The organism is Paenibacillus forsythiae T98 (assembly GCF_000520735.1).
Classification (GTDB): Bacteria; Bacillota; Bacilli; order Paenibacillales; family Paenibacillaceae; genus Paenibacillus_AQ; species Paenibacillus_AQ forsythiae.
The window spans coordinates 1-18,835 of sequence record NZ_ASSC01000536.1; the positions used below are offsets into that span (position 1 = coordinate 1).

The following is an 18,835-nucleotide window of genomic DNA, read 5'->3' on the forward strand; positions in this document are numbered from 1 at the left end:
CGACAGCCAGCTTCACCCAGCCTGACCCGGGAATATAGAGCGCAGTTAAAGCAGCCGCCAAGCCGCCTAGCACCATTTGCCCTTCCGCCCCCATATTGAACAAGCCCGTCCGAAAAGCAAAGGCGATCCCGAGACCGCACAGAATGATCGGCGTCGCCCTGGTCAGCGTGCTGGAGATGAAGTAAAGGCTGCCAAATGCGCCCCGCCACAGCTCCTGATAAGCCTCCATTATGGATTCCCCGGTAAAGCTGATTACGATGGCTCCTGCCGCAATGCCGCACAGCATTGCCACAATCGGCTGAATCATCGAGTGAAGCAGAGGCTTCCAGTTCTTCACGCTCTCTCTCCCCCCGCCATCAGCAATCCAATCTCCTCTTCCGTGACGCTCCCGCCTCTAATCTCACCGACGATTTCTCCTTCAAACATAACAAGAATCCGATCCGAGAGCGTCATAATTTCCGATAGCTCGGATGAAATAACCAATACGGCCTCCCCGCGCTCCCGCTTCTTCAATAACTGCCGATGAATCAGCTCCATAGCGCCGAGGTCAACTCCGCGAGTCGGCTCCGCCGCAATCAGACATTCCGTCTCTTGACCGAGTTCCCTTGCCGAGATCAGCTTCTGCAGGTTCCCTCCGGACAGATGCTGGGCCTGCTCGTAAATGGAGGTTGTCTTGACCGCGAACGACTCTACCCAGCCGCTGACCAGCCGGTTCAGCTTCCTGTGCTTTAGCCATCCCAAGCGGTGATAGCCTTCTTTGCGGTAATGGCCCATCATCGCGTTCTCCTTAATGCTGGCATCCTTGGAGGCCCCCCACAAGTAACGATCCTCAGGAATATGGGCCAGTCCTGCCGCCCGGATTCGCCGCACCGACAAGTTGGTCACATCGGTCCCGCCCAGGAGGACACGACCTTGATCCGCCTTCATCAGTCCGTTCAACACTTGGACCAGTTCTGACTGGCCGTTGCCGGAGACACCCGCGACACCTACTATTTCCCCGGCGCACACATCGAAAGTGATATTTTTCAGCAGCGCCTTCCCGTTAGCTCCCTCCACGCCTAAACTGCGTACCCGCAGAACAGGCTCTCCTGCGGCATGGTCTTGCCGGGTAACTCCCTCCAGCTCCCGGCCCACCATCAGACGAGAAATCTCCGCAGTGCTGGTGCTGCTCGCGGCCAGCACTCCGGTCACCTTGCCGCCGCGCAGCACGGTAATACGGTCTGCCACCTCCATGACCTCATGCAATTTGTGTGTAATCAGGATCATACTCTTCCCCTGCTTGGCAAGCCGCTTCATGGTTACCAGCAATTCCTTAACTTCCAGCGGCGTCAGAACGGCCGTCGGCTCGTCCAGAATAATGATGTCCGCCCCATTGTACAGCACCTTTAAAATTTCAATCCGCTGCCGGATTCCAAGCGAGCACTCGGATACCTTCTGTTCCGGGTCAACATGCAGTTGGTAAGTGTCACATAAGGCTTTAATCCGCCGGGCAGCCAGCCTGCGGTCGAACCAGATTCCCCTTGCAGGCTCATTGCCGATGACAATATTCTCAGCAACCGTGTAGGAGGGAATCAGCATGAAATGCTGAAACACCATGCCAACGCCGTTCCGAATCGCATCAGACGGGCTTTGATAACGCTTCACTTCACCATGACGCACAATGTCCCCCGAAGTTGGAGACTCCATTCCGTAGAGCATTCTCATCAGCGTTGTTTTCCCTGCGCCATTCTCTCCGACGATGGCATGAATCTCACCTTTACGCAAAGAAAAATCAATGCCGTCATTCGCTGTGAAATCACCGTAAATCTTCGTGATCTGCCTGGTTTCAAGCACGGTGGTCATCTATGATACCTCCTTTCGCATAAGAGCAAACCGGCCAGCCACAGTTGGCCTTAAAGTCTGGCGAATCATTATTTCAGCGGATTAACGACAGTAATCTTGCCTGAAATGATATCACTGCGAATTTGTGAAACCTTCTCTATCGCCGCTTGCGTCATGAACGGGTTGTTATCCGTGACATAGGTTAGGCCAACTCCGTCTTCTTTAAGCCCGTATTCGTGTACGCCCGGCGTAAAGGAGCCTTCAACCCATTGCTTAATACTGTCAATGACGACATGATTGGCCGACTTCAATTGGGACATGACGATATGCTTAGGATCAATCGCCGTCCGGTCGATATCCTGCCCCGAGGTGAAGAAGCCCTTTTCCTTCGCAGCCTCAAACACGCCAAGATCCCCTACCGCCGATGCCCCGGCGACAAAATCGGCCCCTTTGGAATATTGCACAAGCGCCATTTCTTTAGCCTTGGCCGGATCGGTAAAGCTGCCCACATAGTTGACGAGGAACGAAGCCTTAGGGTTTACCGCCTTCAAGCCTTGCTCAAAGCCGCTTGTCCATTTCTTCATAAGCGGGATGTCCATGGCAACGACCATCCCCACTGTATTGCTCTTTGTGGACAGACCTGCTGCTGCTCCGAGCAAATAAGCGGCCTCCTGCTCGCGGAACACCGCGCTGCGAACATTAGGCAAATCCACAACATCGTCAATAATAACGAATTTTTTGTCCGGATTTTCCGCGGCTACCTTCTTCAAGGCATCGGCGGACTGGAAGGAAGACGTAATAATCAGATCGTAGTTCTCGGCAACCGCAACCCGCAGATTTTCCTCAATGGCATTCGGGTCCGCCGACTCCAGCGTTTTTTGCTCCAATTTATAGGTTGACGCCGCTTGCTTCGCGCCTTCATCCATAATTTGAAAGAAGGGGTTCACGCCAATTTTTTCCGGTGTTATAAGCGCTACACGCTTCTGTTTTGTGTCATCGGCAGCCGATTCCCGGCCCTTCGTATCATTAGCCGAGCATCCGGCCGCTATCATCGCTATCACCAGTATCATAATCAACAATGCGCTCTTCTTCATCGTCCTACTCCCCATTCATGGTATGGTTCATCATTCACCAGATTCGGTCAATGATCGGCTCACGCCTTCCTTCAGATCAGCTTCAAGATTCCTCTAACCAGTCCCGTCAGCTTTCCCTTCAACCCTCTGGCAGCTTCGAATACTTCTTCAGACGTTAGCTCCCCTGGCATAATGCCTGCGGCCATATTACAGACACAGGACAGCGCCAGCACCTTCATCCCGGCATGATTGGCCGCGATGACTTCGGGAATCGTTGACATGCCGACCGCATCCCCGCCCAGGATTCGCGTCATTCGAACTTCGGCGGGTGTCTCAAATGATGGTCCGCTCCAGCCGACGTATACCCCCTCTTGAAGACCTATTCCCTGATCCGCCGCCGCCTGATGCGCAAGCCGCCTGAGATCTGGGCAATACGCATTCGTCAGATCGGGAAACCGGACGCCCAACCGGTCGTCATTGGGTCCGACAAGCGGGTTGGCTCCCATTAAATTAATATGATCACTGATAATCATCACATCGCCTGTCTGATAAGACTCGTTCACGCCGCCGCTTGAATTGGTAATCAGCAGCCGCTCGGTCCCAAGCGCCCGCATGACTCTAACCGGGAAGGTAACGGCATCCATGGAATGCCCCTCATAATAATGAAACCTGCCCTGCATCGCGATGACCGCCTTGCCCTCCAGCCTGCCGATTACGAGCAGACCGGCATGGCTCTCCACGCTGGTTCTGGAGAAGAACGGAATTTCATGATAAGGGATCTTGATTGCATCCTCCATTTCGTCAGCCAAATCCCCGAGTCCCGATCCGAGAATCAGTCCGACCTCCGGGCGGTCATCAGTTAAACGCTGAATATATGCTTTGGCATGATCAATTCTGTCCTTTAGCTCCATCATTGCCCCTCCTTCATTCAGTAAGCTTGACGTTGACCGGCGTTCCGCTTATTCCGCCTGCTTCGGCAGACGGATCAATCTCCACGCATAAGCTGGCCCACCATCCGGTTGGCCTCATACATCACTCGCTCTTCATCGAGCGTGAGCAACTCTCCGTTGCGCATGAGAAACTTACCCGCCACGATAGTATCCGTGACGTCCAGTCCGTTAGCGGCATATACAACATGCGAGCAGGGATTATGCGCCGGCTGATAGTTGGCTCTCCCTGCATCAAGCATGATTAGATCGGCCTGCTTGCCTATCTCGATGCTTCCAATCAAATCCGGTTGAAACACCGCGTCCGCTCCATTGCGTGTCGCCATTCTCAACGCTGTTTCCGCCGGAACGGCAAGCGGATCATAGGTTGTCCCCTTATGCAGAACGGCCGCCATCTTCAGCTCCTCGAACAAGTTCAGATTATTATTGCTTGCCGAGCTGTCTGTGCCCAGCGATACGCTTATCCCTCTGGCAAGCATCTGCGGGACAGGCGCGACCCCGCTCGCAAGCTTCAAATTGCTGATTGCATTATGCGATACGCGAACGTCGCAGTCTGCCAGCAGATCCATCTCTTCTTCTGTCAGATGAACCGCATGCGCGACCAAGGTCTGCCGCTCGAACATGCCCAGCTTGTGTAGATGAGCAACCGGACGGCAGCCGTATCTCTGCACATTAAGCTCGACCTCCCACTTCGTCTCGGACATATGCGTATGTACGGGAAGCTGAAGCTGAGCCGCCTTATCCAGAATCTGCGTTATGAAATGCGGCGTACATGTATAGGGCGAGTGCGGAGCCAACATCACCGTAATCCGGCCGTCCGCTTGTCCGTGCCAAGCCTTCGCGAAGGATACGGCATCAGCGAGCTTCCGGTCCCGGACGTTCTGATTATCGCTTCCAATCATCCCGCAGCAGAGGACGGCCCTCATCCCGGAGGGCGCTGCCATATCCGCGACTGCCTCGTTATGGTCGTACATATCGACGAAGGTCGTTGTTCCTGTGCGAATCATCTCGATTAAAGACAGCCCTGTTCCCCATCTCACATGCTCATCCGTAAATCGCGCTTCCCACGGCCAAATTTTCTCATTCAGCCAGGTCTGAAGCGGCAAATCGTCCGCATAGCCGCGCAGCAGCGACATTCCCGCATGCCCATGGGTATTAATGAGACCCGGAAGCACTATGCGGCGGCGTCCGTCAATTACTTCATCGAAGGGGTCCAGATCCTCCGGCGTAGCTCCGACATACGTAATCACTCCGTTGTTGAAGGCGACTGCCCCATTCCGCACAATCCGATTGGAGTCATCAACGGTAAGGATCGTGGCGTTAACGATGATACTATGCAATTCCATCACCCTTTCTCGCATCTATCTGTCCCAACTCGGCAAGCACCGCAGCCGTAATCCTGCCCACTATGCGCTCCAGTTGACCGTCAGTGAACGGGAGCGGCTCAGCCCTTCCGTCTGTCCATCCCGTGTTACGCTCGCTATCACTCCGAACACCGGCGGGCGTCTCGCCTCTTAACCCCATCCGTTCCCGTATCCGTACCAGCTCGGCAACCTGCCGGGCAGGCAGTTCACGCAATCCGTTCATTTGCTTCGCAATCCAATTGATCTTCGCGCAGAATTCCAGCGACTCCATCATATAGTAGGCGGAGCGCAGATCGCGCCCCCAGGTAAGCGCGCCGTGATTTTCCAGCAACACTCCATTGTGGTCGGCCACAAATCCTTCAATCTTCTTAGGAACCTCCACCGTAGAAGGTGTGGCATACTCAGCTAGCGGGATTGTGCCAAGATGCACGACCGTCTCCGGCATTGTTGCCATGTTAAGCGGGATACCCGCAATCGCAAACGCCGTGGCATACGGGGGATGCACATGAAGTACCGCACGGATATCGGGCCGTTTCTCATAGACCTTCATATGCATCTTGATTTCAGAAGTGGGCTTCAGTCTGCCTTGAAGCACTTCACCCTCAAGATTGACTTTAATCAGCATGTCCGGCGTCATCTCGCCCTTGCTGACACCCGTAGGAGTTATCCAAACTTCATCCTCTCCCGTGCGGACGGAGATATTGCCGTCATTTGCAGCCACGAAGCCTTTCGCGTACACACGCCTTCCGATCTCGCAAATGTCCCGTTTAACGTCCTCGTCCGCTTCATGATTCGACATGTCGGGTTCCTTCCCCGCTGTTCCCGCCTTGCTTGAACAACTCGATTAGCGTTTCGTTGTAAGGCTGACGGACAATGCCTTGTTCCGTAATGATGGCAGAGATCAGCTCATTCGGCGTTACATCAAATGCAGGATTGAATACCTTCACCTCTGGCGGAGCAGTGTGGACACCGAAGCCATTAGTGATTTCCCCGGCTTCCCGCTCCTCGATTGGGATCGCATCGCCGGATGCCGTATCCATATCAATGGTCGACATCGGAGCAGCCACATAGAATGGAATGCAGTGCGCCTTAGCCAGCAGAGCCACGCCGTAAGTACCGATTTTGTTGGCGACGTCGCCGTTCGCCGCAACCCGGTCGCAGCCTACAATAACAGCGTCCACCCAGCCTTTGGACATTACATAAGCGGCCATACTGTCAGTTATCAGAGTAACGTCAATCCCGGCTTCCGTTAGCTCCCACGCCGTCAGGCGGGAGCCTTGGAGCAACGGGCGTGTCTCGTCAGCAATCACCTTCAAGTTCCATCCGCGTTCTTTGGCCAAATAGACAGGCGCCAGCGCCGTACCATATTTGGCTGTAGCAATGGCTCCTGCGTTGCAATGCGTTAATAGGGTCATGCCGTCATGTAATAGAGTGAGTCCATGCATCCCGATGCTGCGGCATACCGCTTCATCCTCTGCTCTAATGGCATGCGCCTCTTGAAGCAACTTCGCTCTCAGAGCTTCGACCGAATGCTCCTTCTCGGCGATTAACCGTGCATGCATCCGATTTAATGCCCAGAAGAGATTAACTGCTGTGGGGCGGGAAGAGGCCAAATACTCGGACTTCTCCTGAAATCCCTGATAGAAATCATCGAACCCGTCAGCGGCTACATCCTTCAAGCCAAGAAGAAGCCCGTAAGCAGCCGCAATGCCAATAGCCGGCGCCCCTCTCACTTTCAGCTCCTTGATCGCTTGCCAGCATTGCTCAATCCTCGTAATTCGCAAATACTGCGTGACTGCCGGCAATTGGGTCTGGTCAAGAATATACAAGGTCTCCCCGTCAAACGATACCGATTGAATCTGCTCTGTAGCTATCCTGATCACCTCTTGATGTAGTTTTACCTATTCAATTAAATAACAACAATATCAGTCACTTCTAATCCTCAACGAGATTGAACAGCATCACCTGCGTAACATTAATTCACATAATAATGCATAATACCTCAGTTATCAACATTTTTTCTCTAAAATTTTTAATTTTTCTTTGAGTATATTGTCCATTCTCGGGCTTAATGTTATAATCCCTAACAACAATGTTGTTATTTTGTTGTTTTTTGACCGTTTTAGAGATACTCGATTGCGATGGGGGGGTGATGGCCTGGGGGAATAAACAGGGGCATATAGCTATCAAAAGGAAGCTTGGCAATCTACTTATTTACAGGAGGAACTTTATGACGATTTCAAAAGGCGCGCGCATTATCGTTTCATTTATGATTTCAGCGCTACTCATTCCCGGCCTCTGGACGCCGAGCAATGCTTATTCACAATCGGCGCAGCCCGGTCCGGTCCCAGTATCCAAGCTGGCAGACAACAAGCACGCCTTGAAGGAACACTACGGGCTTGTACTCCCCGATCCCTTAACCAAAGGGGATTTCATGGCTGCCGTGGCGAAAATACTGGATTTGAAGGCAAATGAGCGCAAGACTTCATTCAGTGACCTGCCGGAGAGCAGCCCATATTACGAGTCCGCCGCAGCTCTGTACGACAAAGGCATTATTACCCAGTCCACCGTATACGCCAACCGGCCGCTTACCCAAAGCAACGCTGTCATGATTGCCCTTAAAGCATCGGGCATGAAGGAATTAGCCTATACTTACTCCCCGGAGAAAACGAAGCGCTCGCTGGCCAAGATACGAATTGCCGGCAATCCCACACTATCCAAGCAAGCGGCCCAGGAATTGGCTGCGGCGATAGATTTGGGACTGCTGCCTTCTGATGCCCTTCTTTCATTTTCTTTGACGAAGCCAGCCTCCAGCGATTTCGCTTCCGCTCTGCTTGATCAAATTCTTGCTTTTCACGGGCAAAGCGAAAATTACCTTGGCCGCATATCGGACCCGGACATTTTCCGTCTTGTCTATCAAGCGTGGCTGTCCCGAGATATCATGGAAGACAAGCCCTTGCAGTCCGTTGTCGATCAGGCGCTGAAGCAACAAATGGTGACCGGGTATAATCTCAAGGATTCCCGGTACAGTCCTCATTTCAACCCCGATCTGACTGTAACTTACGGTCACAGCAATATCGTCCATGCTCTGCAACTAATCGGTCTGCTGCGCAGCGAAGGGATTGACGCAAAGGTGCAGCTTGAACCCAAGACCTCCGCTTTCATCTATTTGAAGGAATGGGGTCCGCAGGATTATAAAATTGTCGAGGATCATGACGGTATTTCCATCGCATATTCGAAGGAATACGATCTCTCGTTTGAATTTCAAACCGTTAAGCACAAGAACGACTTCCAGCGCATCGTTCTGAAGTACTCCAAGAAGGACAGCGAGGATCAATCCGGACTGATTGTGGATTCATGGTGGCAGCCCCTTTACTATTCCAATACCGTAATGCCCGATTACAAGCTCATTTCCAATACCAAAATAACCAATGGGAGCTATTACGCTCAAACCTTCTCGCTACCCGCTCAAACTGCGGCGATCGCCGAAGGCTTGAAGCAAATCCAGCCCGGCATCCAGTTGGAATCGTACTCCTTCTGGGTTGACGAACCGTTCTATCGTTACCTGGAAGGCGATTATAAGTAACCGTGCAGCCTTGAATGAAAGAACCTGTTCGAGCGTAACAGCTTGAACAGGCTCTTTCTATTTACAATAACTCCAGTTTGAATACCGTCTCCGCATAGCCGACCCGCATGCCTTCATCATTCTCGATAGCGTCCGGGAAAGCGGCCGCAAGCCTCGTTAGCAACGACCGGTTCGCATAGCCGATCTGCTCCAGAATACTGCGGACAATCAGGCCCCATTCTTCTTCCGAGCCGTCCAGCACCTTAAAGGCAAATCCGAGACGTTCGCTCCGCAGCCCGAAGCAATATACGCCCTTGAAGCCGCCTTTGGCCACGATGTTCCCGTCTTCCAGCAGCAGCGAGTCCAGCCGTCCGTGTCCGGCCACCATCTCCGGATGGGCATGCATGGCCGATGTGATGACCTTGACCGCCTCTCTGGTTCCAGGATCGTCGATCAGCTCGGGACAGGCCAGCTTCAAATAGGCGTGGGCCAAGCCGGTTAGAGGGAGAGCGAACACCGGCAAGCCGCAGCCGTCCGTTCCGAGGGCGATATCCTTTGGCGCCAGACCGGCCATATAGGCGACCGTTTGGAGAATCTCCTGCTGAACCGGATGCTCCGGCTGCGCGTACCCCTCCAGCGGCAGTGCCTTCGATTTACTGTAAGACAGAAGCCCCAGATGCTTGCCGGAGCAGTTATGGTACAGCTTCCGCTTGCCCAAGCTGCGAATCGCCTCCTCGCGGCTGGCTTCGTCGAGCGGATAGCTGGAAGCGCAGATCAGGCAGCCTTCGGTTATACCCGTCTTGGCCGCCATACTCTCCAGCGTCCGAAGGTGATAGCTCTCCCCCCGGTGCGAAGCGGTCATCAGGGCGATTTCGGCTGCGGTCAGACCGTACTTGCCTTCAATTCCGCCGCGAATGCCCGGGATCGCCTGCAGCGGCTTAGCTGAAGAACGGGTAAAGGATACAAAGCCGGGGTCCCCCGCATACCCTTTCAGAACGCCGTTCTCCCCCACCATTGCAATATGCCCGCTATGGGCGCATTCCATCAGATTGGCCCGATACTCCTTTACCAAAACCGTCTCCATATTTGGTCTCTCCTTTATCTCTGTGTGCTTCCTAATATATAGAAGCTGTTGGAACCATCCCATTTAAAAGAACTATATAATCTAGCAGTCATGGGAAGTCTTTTGTAAAGGGCTAAAAAGAACGATTTACTCCATATTTTCATGTCTGTTCTTCTCTTTCAGCACTCATGCTCCGCCAGTCTTTCCCATACTCTTTGCTGTTTCAGGGGATACGTAAACGTTTATATACGAAGTAAGAAGTCAAGATCAATTCATTGTAAGGCCGACTTCCAAATGAAGAAGGCGCTCGTATGCGGGGAATCGTTATTCGTATTCCTGCCGGGCCTGGCTACAGGACTGCCGGGGGCGCCTTCCGACTTTGGATTTACCTTATTCTACCCGAGGAGTGATTGTGATGAGTAAAGAAGAACTGGAATATCCGGTCCACAGCGGAACAACCTTCGCGAAGGGACTTCTTATTGGCGGTCTGATCGGCGCGGCGGCGGCCCTTCTCTTCGCTCCCAAACCGGGGCGCGAGGTCCGCAGCGATCTCTCCGACAAATTGAGCATAGCCACCGACAAGACGAAAGAATTCTCTGGCACGGTTACCGACAAGACCAAATCGCTGGCTACCGCAGTCGGCGGAAAAGTGGCTGACCTGGCCGGCACCGTAACCAGCAAGGTTTCCGATCTGGCCAGTACCGTATCGTCCAGAGCCGCCGATATCAAGTCAACCGTCAGCGACAGCAAGCAGCAAATTGCCGCTACTCTCCAGGAGACCGGAAAGAAGGTTGCCGATACGGCCGACACGGCTTCCGCAGAGGTAGGCGAGGATATCAGGGCCGCCTCGAAGGATATCACCGAAGAAGCCAAGAACGCTTCGGATGAGGTGAAAGCCACCCATTAAGCGGTTCACGCAAAGCGCGGTTGCTGCAAGCTCTCTATTCTTCTTCCATCCGGCAGCCAGCTGATTGCAGCTGGCTGCCGCTATTGCATGACGCCTGATTAATGCTAACAACCAAGGTCCGTTCAGCGATTAACAAGCGGGAGGAACCTTTATGGGCAATCTTACAGGAAAAATGAAAAACTACGAGGTCGATGATCACCCGTTCGAGCTCCGCCATGAGGTGAAGCGGCTGAATACCCGGCTGGACCAAATCGCCGAGTCGCTGGAGAAATCGGAATTCAAGGATATTCTGGAGAATTATACAGACCCCAAGAAGCGGATCATTACCAATCTTATGGCCGGCGTTTCCCGGGGGCTTGGTCTATCTCTTGGCACATTCATTGTGCTGGGCATACTGGGGTATGTCCTCAGTCTGTTTGTTAACGTGCCGGTCATCGGCGAGTATCTGGCCGAAATCAAAAAGTACATTGACGCCAACAGTTGAAGAAGGCGCGCAGACATAAAGGGCATGGTCCCGCTCCGGCGGTTCCATGCCCTTTCGCAGTTTACAATCTATCAATAGGTCGAATTGGACATAATCTGCTTCAGCTTCTCGGTGGCCCGCTTCTGGATGCGCGATACGCTCATTTGCGATACACCCAGCTTCTGGGCAATCGCCCGCTGGGACTGCCCTTCCTGAAATGCCAGCAGCAGCACCTTCTGCTCCTGTTCCTTCAGTTGCCCAAGCGCCTGCTGCAAATCCATGCGCCGCTCTACGGTATCATAGTCATTCGCGTCCGAGCTGATCAGTTCGCCCAGCGTGGCGCCGGTCTCTTCCTGAGACAGCGGGGAATCCAGCGATACGTAATGATAGCATTCCCTGCCGGCAAGAACCTCCACCGCTTCCTCCACAGACAGATCAAGGTATCTGGCGATTTCGCCCACATCGGGCGAACGCTCCAGCTTGACGGTCAACTCGTCAATGGCCTGCTGAACCAATGCGCCCTTCTCTTTGATGCGTCTGGGAACCTGTATGTACCAGGATTTATCGCGGAGGAAATTCTTCATATGCCCGATCATGCTCTTCATGGCATAGGGCTCAAAAGGAATGCCAAGGCTGATGTCGTATTGCTGCAGGAGGCGGATCAGAGCCATCTGACCGACCTGATAGAGGTCTTCATACAGATCGGGGCGGTTGCGGGCAATCTTGCCTGCGGCCATCTTGACCATCGGTTCATATCTATGAATCAATGCGGTGGCAATATCATTATCTTTCGTCTGCTGATATTCCCAAATGAGAGAGACGGATTCGTCCAAGGACTCTGGGGGAGTCGCTCTTTCATTCATACTCTCTCCTCGCTGAGATGAAGCTTTTTGGTCAAGGTGACGACCGTCCCCTTCCCGGACTCGCTTATAACGTTAACCTCATCCATAAGCGCCTGCATCAAATAGAAACCGAGCCCCCCGACTTGAACATCGCTTAGCTCCTTATCATGCAGGGTCATGCGCTCTCCGGATGCTTTCACCTTGTCAAAGCTCTCCCCCTCGTCCTTGACGGTGATTGACAGGGCGTCCGCGCCTACTTCAAAGATGACATCGACTAATCCGTCCTCCTGCTCATAGGCGTAAAGAACGGAATTGTTGCACGCCTCGGAGACCGCGACTTTCATATCTTCTATATCTTCGTACGAGAAGCCCATCTTCGAGGCGATTCCGTATAAATTGAGTCTGACAATATCGACATATTCTGCACTGGCGGGCAACTGGATTATCACTTTTTGTATATCATCACTCATTCTTGGTTCGGTCCTTTCCTAGTGGGAATTCTCTTGGGAGGCAAAAAACTTGGCGATACCGGTCATATCAAACAGCTTCTGTATTTGCGGCGGAACATCCTCCACGGTGAATTTAACATCCATTCCGTGTCTTGCCTTAAGGATCGACAGGAGAATACCAATTCCCGTGCTGTCAATATATTTCAACTCTTTCATGTTAATGACCAGATCAAGCTCTGAATCCCCCACAAGCGGCTCCATCACCAGCCGGAAATCGGCAGCAACCGACAAATCGAGTTCCCCTCTCAGGTAGACTGTGCAGACGCCATTCTCGGTTTTTGTCGTTGCTTGAAACTTCTCGCTCTTATGTGTATTCATAGACAATCTCTCCTGATTCATGTTTTCTTTACCAATAACCCTAAAGACATGCTCATGAAACAAAAATATCGGACTTCATGCTCTGGAAATTGCTAGGCTACGCCGGATTGACCGTCGAATCCCGGCCATGGTGCAGGGTTGCCCCGCCGGAATAACGGGATGAAATTTGCCGCATGCTGCCGAAATTAAGCGGCTTGCCGATATCGCCTTCCCTGCAAAGAGAGGAACCGGTTCCCTTCTGCAAATGGCCGCTTCCGCCCGAATCCTCCCCCGGCAGCCCTGCGGTAATGGTGAATATGAAGGCGGCGCCTTTCTTCTCCATGGACTCCACCCGTATCTCGCCCCCCATCATCCCCACCAGCGATTTGCAAATGGCCAGCCCCAGACCGGTGCCGCCGTACTTGCGGGTCATCGATGAATCAAGCTGGGAGAACGGCTGGAACAGACGGTCGCGCTTTTCCGGGGATATCCCGATGCCGGTATCCTTGACCATAAACTCTACAACGATCCGATTGTCGCTTCTCTCCCTGCCGGTGACGACCAGATACACTCCGCCCAGGCTTGTGAACTTGATCGCATTGGATACGAGATTCACCAGTACCTGGCGAAGCCGGGCCATGTCCCCGTAGAGCAGATTCGGCAGATTATGGTCGATAAAATAGGCCAGCTTGAGATTCTTTCTGCCCGCTTCCGCCGAGAACAGACTGAACACTTCCTGTATGCAGCTGCGCAGCTCGAACAGCTGAACCTCGGCCTCCAGCTTGCCGGATTCCATCCGGGTGTAATCCAGAATATCGTTAAAGACGGTGACCAGAGTGTCCGCGCTTTTGCGGATAACATCGGCGTATTCCTGCTGCTCGGGTGTAAGCTCGGTTTCCATCAGCAGGTCGATCATCCCCACGACCCCGTTCATCGGTGTGCGTATTTCATGGCTCATCATCGCCAGAAACTCAGTCTTTGCCCTGGCAGCGCTCTCGGCATCTTCCTTCGCCTTGAGCAGCTCCTTGCCCATTCGCTCCAGCTCCTGCGTCTTCTGCTGAAGAAGCATGGATTGGCTCTGATGCTTCTTGTTGGCCAGGAACATTTCGACAAAGCCCTCGATTTTCGCTTTCAGAATCTGTGGGATAAGCGGTTTAGTCATATAGTCGATGGCCCCCGCGGAATATCCGGCGAACACATGCTCCACTTCCTTGCTGCCCGCCGAAATAAAAATAATCGGAATATTCTTCGTCTTGTCCCGGGCCTTAATCAGCCTGGCGGTCTCAATCCCGTCCATTCCCGGCATCTGAACATCAAGCACGATGACAGCAAATTCATGCCTCAGCAGGCAGCTTAGCGCTTCTTCGCCGGAATCTGCCTTTACGACTTTGTACTGCTTGCTCTCAAGCACGGCCTCCAGCGCCATCAAGTTCTCAAGGCGATCGTCCACCAGCAGAATGTGAATCGGTTCTTGACCCATCATAGGCCCCTCCTGAACACATCATTTGATTTTACGATAGATCTTCTCTGCTCTGTCTAGCGGCTCGTAGCTGTCGCTGTGCCTGGTGAAATGAATGGATTCTTTGGCTCCGAGAACCAGCAATCCGAACCGGCTGAGGCTTTCGAAGAACAGGCTGTGGACATGCTCTCTGAGCTCATCGTTAAAGTAAATCATAACATTCCGGCAAAAGATAACATTAAACTCGTTGAACGAAGTATCGGTCGCCAGATTATGCTCGGCAAAAATAATATTTTGGCGCAAGGCAGGCTGAAAAATGACCGAATTGTACTTCGCCGTATAATATTCCGGGAAGGCGCGCTTACCGCCCGCCTCCAGGTAGTTCTGGCTGTACTGCTGCATTTTGCTGAGTTCGTACACGCCTTCCTTGGCCTGCTGAAGCGACCTGTTGTTAATATCAGTGGCGTAAATACGCGCTTTGTCGTACAGGCCCTCCTCCTTCAGCAGAATCGCCATGGAGTACACCTCTTCGCCCGTAGAGCAGCCGGCGTGCCAGATGCGGATGAAAGGGCAGTTCCTCAGCAGAGGAACGGCCTTCCGGCGGAAGGCCCGGAACATGCCGGGGTCCCGAAACATCTCCGTGACCGGTATGGAAAGGCTGTAGATGAGCCGCTCAAAGCAATTCCTGTCATGAAGCACCTTCTCCTGCAATGCGGAGATGCTGGACAGGTTCTCCCCATGCACACGATGCCAGATGCGCCGCCTCAGGGAAGGCAGTGAATAATTTCGGAAATCATATCCGTAGAGGCGATGAATGCCGCAGAGCAGAAGCTCGATCTCGATATTTTCCAGCTCATTCTTGTCGGCTCCTGCAAGGGTCGGCTCATGGCTGCCCCGTTCAGTTTTGGTCATTGTTCCGGCTCCCTTGCGAACGCCGTCCTCCGGCAAACGGCTGATGATTCTGTCTGTGTAAGAGTATTACCCCAAATCGCGAATGACGAACACAAGCGCTGCCGCTTTCACGTACGGAGTGAAATCCACACCAGACACTTGTCGTCATCGCGCCCCCCCGGAGCCTTGTCTTCAAAAAAAGCGGCCCGCATTGTCTCCTCCCGCCATTCATGCTCTCCCGAAAGCTCGCGGATCAGGAATGCCAGCTGGTCCTGCTGCTCCCCCTCTACCATCTCCATCAGCCCGTCGGTATACAACGCCAAATGGCCATCCTGCTCATAAGTGAGCGTTTGCGGCGCGGCCTCGATCCGGTCGAACAGCCCCACCGGGTGACAGTTGCTCTCCAGCATCACCGGACTCCAGGCGTTCCCCTCGAAGAACAAGGCGGGAGGATGGCCCGCATTCACATAGTCTATACGACGCAGCTTCGTATCGATGACCATATAAATGGTTGTAAAATAATATTGCACCAGTTGCTTCTCGATATAGAGCTGATTGAAGCGGCGGTTCAGCTCCTGGATGACCTTCTCCGGCTCGACATAAGTTGTAACCGTATCCTTGAGCACGGAAGCGATGAACATGCAGAACAGAGAAGAGGAAATACCATGTCCCATCATATCCAGCAAAATAACCCCGTACCGCCCGTCCCCCAGCGCATACCAGGCATACAAGTCCCCGGCCAGCTCGGCTGAAGGCTGATAAAGGGCATGCACTTCGAACAGCTCTTCCTTCAGCGGCAGGCTGAGCACGGCATTCTGCACAAGCGCCGCCAGCTTCAGCTCATACTGAATGCGCTGGTCGCGTTCCTTATGCCAGTCTTTCTCGGCCTTCAGCCGCAGCGCCAGACGGATTCTCGCCATCAGCTCGACCTTGTTGATCGGCTTCGTTACATAATCGACAGCGCCGGCGTCCAGCGCTTCCGCCAATTTCTTGGAATCTCCGACCGCAGTCACCATGATGATCGGAATATCCTTTAATTTCGCGTAGCGCTGCACGATCCGGCAGGCCTCAATACCGTCCAGTTCGGGCATCATCATATCAAGCAGAATCAGATCGACATCGGGATGCTTCGGTCTAAGCCCGGTATTATCGCCCCCCACCCCAAGGATCTCAAACATTTCAATTGCGGAAGCCGCCGTAATCACATTGCGATATGCCTCTTTTTTCAGGATTTCACGGATAATGATGATGTTGGTAGGATTGTCATCAACGATTAGAATTTTCATCGCTTCACCTCGCATAATCTCTTAGTTCGACCGAAAAATCCAAAATACGCATAATACAATCATACGACATTCAGCCGGGTATTTTCCATCCGCAACATCTGTAGACATCCCCTTATCTTTCCTTGCGGAAAGTCGAAAAGGGACAGCCCCTTGGTCATCTTTCATGACTTGCGGGACAGCCCCAATGGATCCTTTCCGATTCCTTCGTCCAATCGCCGCGCGCTACTTCCGGTACTTTTGCCAAAGAGCGGCAGCCACGTCGACACCCTTCAGGACGGCGGCCACTCTCCCTTTCCTGCTGTTCACGGCATTGTAGGAATCTACTGTACGCTCTTCCGCGGGGCTCAGCTTGGCTCTGTTAATCGATACGGGCTCCGATTTCTCTTTCAGTTCCCGGTTTCTGCGGAATTTCTCGATGACCGTCACCGAAACCTGCTTCACGGTCAGCGTCAGCTCGCTCAGCACCTCGCCCAGATTCTGCACCGAGTCCATGATCGGGTCGATTTTTTCTATTTTGCCCTGCACATCCGCTGTAATCTTGTTGGCGTGTCTTACCGTTGCTTTCACTTCATAGGTAAGCTCATCGACCGTCTTCTGTACTTCCAGAAGCGTCTGGCTCACTTTATTCAGAGAATCTTTGGCGGAATTCAGCGTCTTGATCAGAAAGATGACGAGAACCGCGAATGCGACAGCAATAAGTGCCACGCTGAGACTAATGATCATGGATATAGGCTCCTTCCGTTCATGATATTATCGGCCTCAAGTCTGCCTTAATATTGCTTAGTTACCCTTTGGTCCTACGACCGAAACAACCGTTCGGCGCTCTCCGGCCGCGCTGCCGCCCCTGATTTCGCGTTATTTCTCTTCCGCGCTTGTGCGTGGCCGATCAATGTAAGTGTATGCTCCCATTCTCAAAAAAAGGGCCTTCGGCCGCTCCCGGAAACGAAAATAAGCTGAAATAAGTCCGGGACGCCTCTCAAGAAAAGAAAGGGTTCCCGGCTTATTTCAGCTTCAGCAGCAGACGAAACAGATCGCTCCAGTTCACGGCAAAGGAAACGCGCATGCCGCTCTTTAGCAACTCAATCCGGTCAACCTCGACCATAAACGGCATATGCTCCCGCAAGCGGACCGTAATCGGCGGAAAGGACACCATGCCTTCCGGCAGCTTCCGGTTCCGGATAGCCGTATAATCATGACGCAGCCAGATCGTGCCGCCCGAGGCCGGAGACACCTCCATGGTCATGCCGATCTCGGCGCCGAACGGCACCGGCCCGGTCCGGCCGTTAATATCCGCAGTCAGCCGGTCTCCGCTCTGGCGGAACCGGACTCCGGTAATCCGGACAAGGGATGAAGGATGCCCGGACAGATAGTCGTTCATCCCCTTGGTGAACAGGTTGACCAGCTCGTCTTCAGTCAGCGTTAGAACAGGGCTTCTCTCTTTCGCCATTTGGAGCAGCTTCGGCTTAAGATCCACCCGCTCATAGGACAGATCCAGCTTATCCCTCGGCGCGGCGTACCAGGCAACCGCCGCTCCCGCGAGAAGCAGGACCAGCACAAGCGCGGCAAACAGCCGCAGCAGGGTTTTTCCCGGTGTCCTTGTTCGATTCATATGAGGCATCCCGCTTCTTCCCTTCGTCCGCCGCAACGGTTCATCATTGACTATATCAGTATACCGCAGCTTTATATTATGTCATGACAGGTATAAGAAAAATTCACAAAATTTCGAGAATCCGGGATTGCCTGGCCGAAAGCGCAAAAGGGCATCTCCGTCAGCCAAACCTCCGCCGATGGAAACACCCTTTTGTCATGTACTGCACCCGTCACAAACTGTACTGCTGTCGCTTCCGCACCAGGCAAAGCTGTATGATCAGCGGATAACCGAACCTCCGAAGAGGAACCGATTGGTCCAAGAAGCGCTTAATTTATCCACTCTCACGCCTCCGGAAGATACGGAATACGTGTGCAGAATCTGTCCGTCTCCCAAATACAGGGCGACATGCGTAATCGTCTGCGCCGATTTGTCGATCCCGGCATAAGCGGCGGCCGAGCTTCCCTTGTAGCTCATAAAGAACATCAGATCGCCCCGCTTAAGCCCTGATATGTCCGTTACGGCAGAGCTGTTGGTCTTGATCCAGTTCCCCTGCTGTCTGGAATCGGCAGGCAGCTTGATGTTCGCCGCTTCAAGATAAATCTGCCGGACAAAGTCCGAGCAATCAAAGGTGGACACATCGCTGCGGCTTGACCCGAATTCGTAAGGCGTGCCGAGATAGGACATCCCTCTTGCAATGACCGGCTCGATGCCGCCGGCCGCCGGGCTCGCTGCGGGAACTGCGGGCGAAGGCGCCGCC

At 53.3% G+C, this 18,835-nt stretch carries 19 protein-coding genes and 1 pseudogene; 3 read left to right on the forward strand and 17 right to left on the reverse strand.

Annotation, left to right across the window (positions count from 1 at the left end):
- The 7 genes from L692_RS29140 to mtnA all read right to left on the reverse strand — a co-directional run.
- The coding region (locus tag L692_RS29140; protein ID WP_036724122.1) for an ABC transporter permease subunit at window positions 1-337 on the reverse strand (337 nt) is incomplete at its 3' end.
- Complete coding sequence (locus L692_RS0116700; RefSeq protein ID WP_025701259.1) at window positions 334-1,842, reverse strand: ABC transporter ATP-binding protein; 1,509 nt, start codon at window positions 1,840-1,842, stop codon at window positions 334-336. The genes L692_RS0116700 and L692_RS29140, both read right to left, overlap by 4 nt.
- Window positions 1,843-1,910: 68 nt before the next feature.
- The gene (locus tag L692_RS0116705) at window positions 1,911-2,915 is read right to left on the reverse strand and encodes a BMP family lipoprotein (RefSeq protein ID WP_025701260.1); all 1,005 of its coding nucleotides are present in this window, start codon (window positions 2,913-2,915) and stop codon (window positions 1,911-1,913) included.
- Window positions 2,916-2,986: 71 nt separating this feature from the next.
- Window positions 2,987-3,808, reverse strand: a complete 822-nt coding sequence (locus L692_RS0116710; RefSeq protein ID WP_376717961.1) for a purine-nucleoside phosphorylase — start codon at window positions 3,806-3,808, stop codon at window positions 2,987-2,989.
- A 71-nt stretch (window positions 3,809-3,879) separates the two neighbouring features.
- Complete coding sequence (locus L692_RS0116715; RefSeq protein WP_036724125.1) at window positions 3,880-5,187, reverse strand: amidohydrolase; 1,308 nt, start codon at window positions 5,185-5,187, stop codon at window positions 3,880-3,882.
- Window positions 5,174-6,004 (reverse strand): class II aldolase/adducin family protein, encoded by an 831-nt coding sequence (locus tag L692_RS0116720; protein ID WP_025701263.1) that lies wholly within the window; start codon window positions 6,002-6,004, stop codon window positions 5,174-5,176. Before L692_RS0116720 ends, L692_RS0116715 begins: the two co-directional genes overlap by 14 nt.
- Complete coding sequence (gene mtnA, locus L692_RS0116725; protein WP_025701264.1) at window positions 5,991-7,079, reverse strand: S-methyl-5-thioribose-1-phosphate isomerase; 1,089 nt, start codon at window positions 7,077-7,079, stop codon at window positions 5,991-5,993. Before mtnA ends, L692_RS0116720 begins: the two co-directional genes overlap by 14 nt.
- 356 nt (window positions 7,080-7,435) lie before the next feature.
- Between mtnA and L692_RS0116730 the strand changes: the two genes are divergently transcribed.
- A complete protein-coding gene (locus tag L692_RS0116730; protein ID WP_025701265.1) occupies window positions 7,436-8,791 on the forward strand; it encodes a hypothetical protein in 1,356 nt (451 codons plus the stop codon).
- A gap of 61 nt (window positions 8,792-8,852) precedes the next feature.
- Here L692_RS0116730 and L692_RS0116735 read toward each other — a convergent pair whose 3' ends face one another.
- Complete coding sequence (locus L692_RS0116735) at window positions 8,853-9,854, reverse strand: asparaginase (RefSeq protein WP_025701266.1); 1,002 nt, start codon at window positions 9,852-9,854, stop codon at window positions 8,853-8,855.
- A gap of 394 nt (window positions 9,855-10,248) precedes the next feature.
- Between L692_RS0116735 and L692_RS0116740 the strand changes: the two genes are divergently transcribed.
- Window positions 10,249-10,740, forward strand: a complete 492-nt coding sequence (locus tag L692_RS0116740; RefSeq protein WP_025701267.1) for a YtxH domain-containing protein — start codon at window positions 10,249-10,251, stop codon at window positions 10,738-10,740.
- A 151-nt stretch (window positions 10,741-10,891) separates the two neighbouring features.
- The gene (locus tag L692_RS0116745; protein ID WP_025701268.1) at window positions 10,892-11,224 is read left to right on the forward strand and encodes a DUF5665 domain-containing protein; all 333 of its coding nucleotides are present in this window, start codon (window positions 10,892-10,894) and stop codon (window positions 11,222-11,224) included.
- 71 nt (window positions 11,225-11,295) lie between these two features.
- On the opposite strand, the gene L692_RS0116750 is transcribed toward L692_RS0116745, so the two are convergent.
- From L692_RS0116750 to L692_RS0116790, 9 genes and pseudogenes are all read right to left on the reverse strand, one after another.
- Entirely contained in the window at window positions 11,296-12,066 is a 771-nt protein-coding gene (locus L692_RS0116750) for a sigma-70 family RNA polymerase sigma factor (protein WP_025701269.1), read from the reverse strand.
- Entirely contained in the window at window positions 12,063-12,515 is a 453-nt protein-coding gene (gene rsbW, locus L692_RS0116755; protein ID WP_025701270.1) for an anti-sigma B factor RsbW, read from the reverse strand. The genes L692_RS0116750 and rsbW overlap by 4 nt, the downstream gene beginning before the upstream one ends.
- A gap of 18 nt (window positions 12,516-12,533) precedes the next feature.
- A complete protein-coding gene (locus tag L692_RS0116760) occupies window positions 12,534-12,872 on the reverse strand; it encodes an STAS domain-containing protein (protein ID WP_025701271.1) in 339 nt (112 codons plus the stop codon).
- Window positions 12,873-13,131: 259 nt separating this feature from the next.
- Window positions 13,132-14,334, reverse strand: a pseudogene (locus tag L692_RS29145) (response regulator); the annotation flags it as partial.
- Between the two features lie 18 nt (window positions 14,335-14,352).
- Window positions 14,353-15,222: a CheR family methyltransferase gene (locus L692_RS0116770; protein WP_025701272.1), complete on the reverse strand. Its 870-nt coding sequence runs from the start codon at window positions 15,220-15,222 to the stop codon at window positions 14,353-14,355.
- Between the two features lie 107 nt (window positions 15,223-15,329).
- Window positions 15,330-16,487: a PP2C family protein-serine/threonine phosphatase gene (locus tag L692_RS0116775; RefSeq protein WP_025701273.1), complete on the reverse strand. Its 1,158-nt coding sequence runs from the start codon at window positions 16,485-16,487 to the stop codon at window positions 15,330-15,332.
- A gap of 222 nt (window positions 16,488-16,709) precedes the next feature.
- Window positions 16,710-17,210, reverse strand: a complete 501-nt coding sequence (locus L692_RS0116780) for a DUF948 domain-containing protein (RefSeq protein WP_025701274.1) — start codon at window positions 17,208-17,210, stop codon at window positions 16,710-16,712.
- A 277-nt stretch (window positions 17,211-17,487) separates the two neighbouring features.
- Window positions 17,488-18,096 carry a hypothetical protein gene (locus tag L692_RS0116785; RefSeq protein ID WP_156940475.1) on the reverse strand — a complete coding sequence of 203 codons (609 nt, stop codon included), beginning with the start codon at window positions 18,094-18,096 and terminating at the stop codon, window positions 17,488-17,490.
- Between the two features lie 258 nt (window positions 18,097-18,354).
- On the reverse strand, window positions 18,355-18,835 hold a 481-nt coding region (locus tag L692_RS0116790), incomplete at its 5' end, for a C40 family peptidase (protein WP_025701276.1).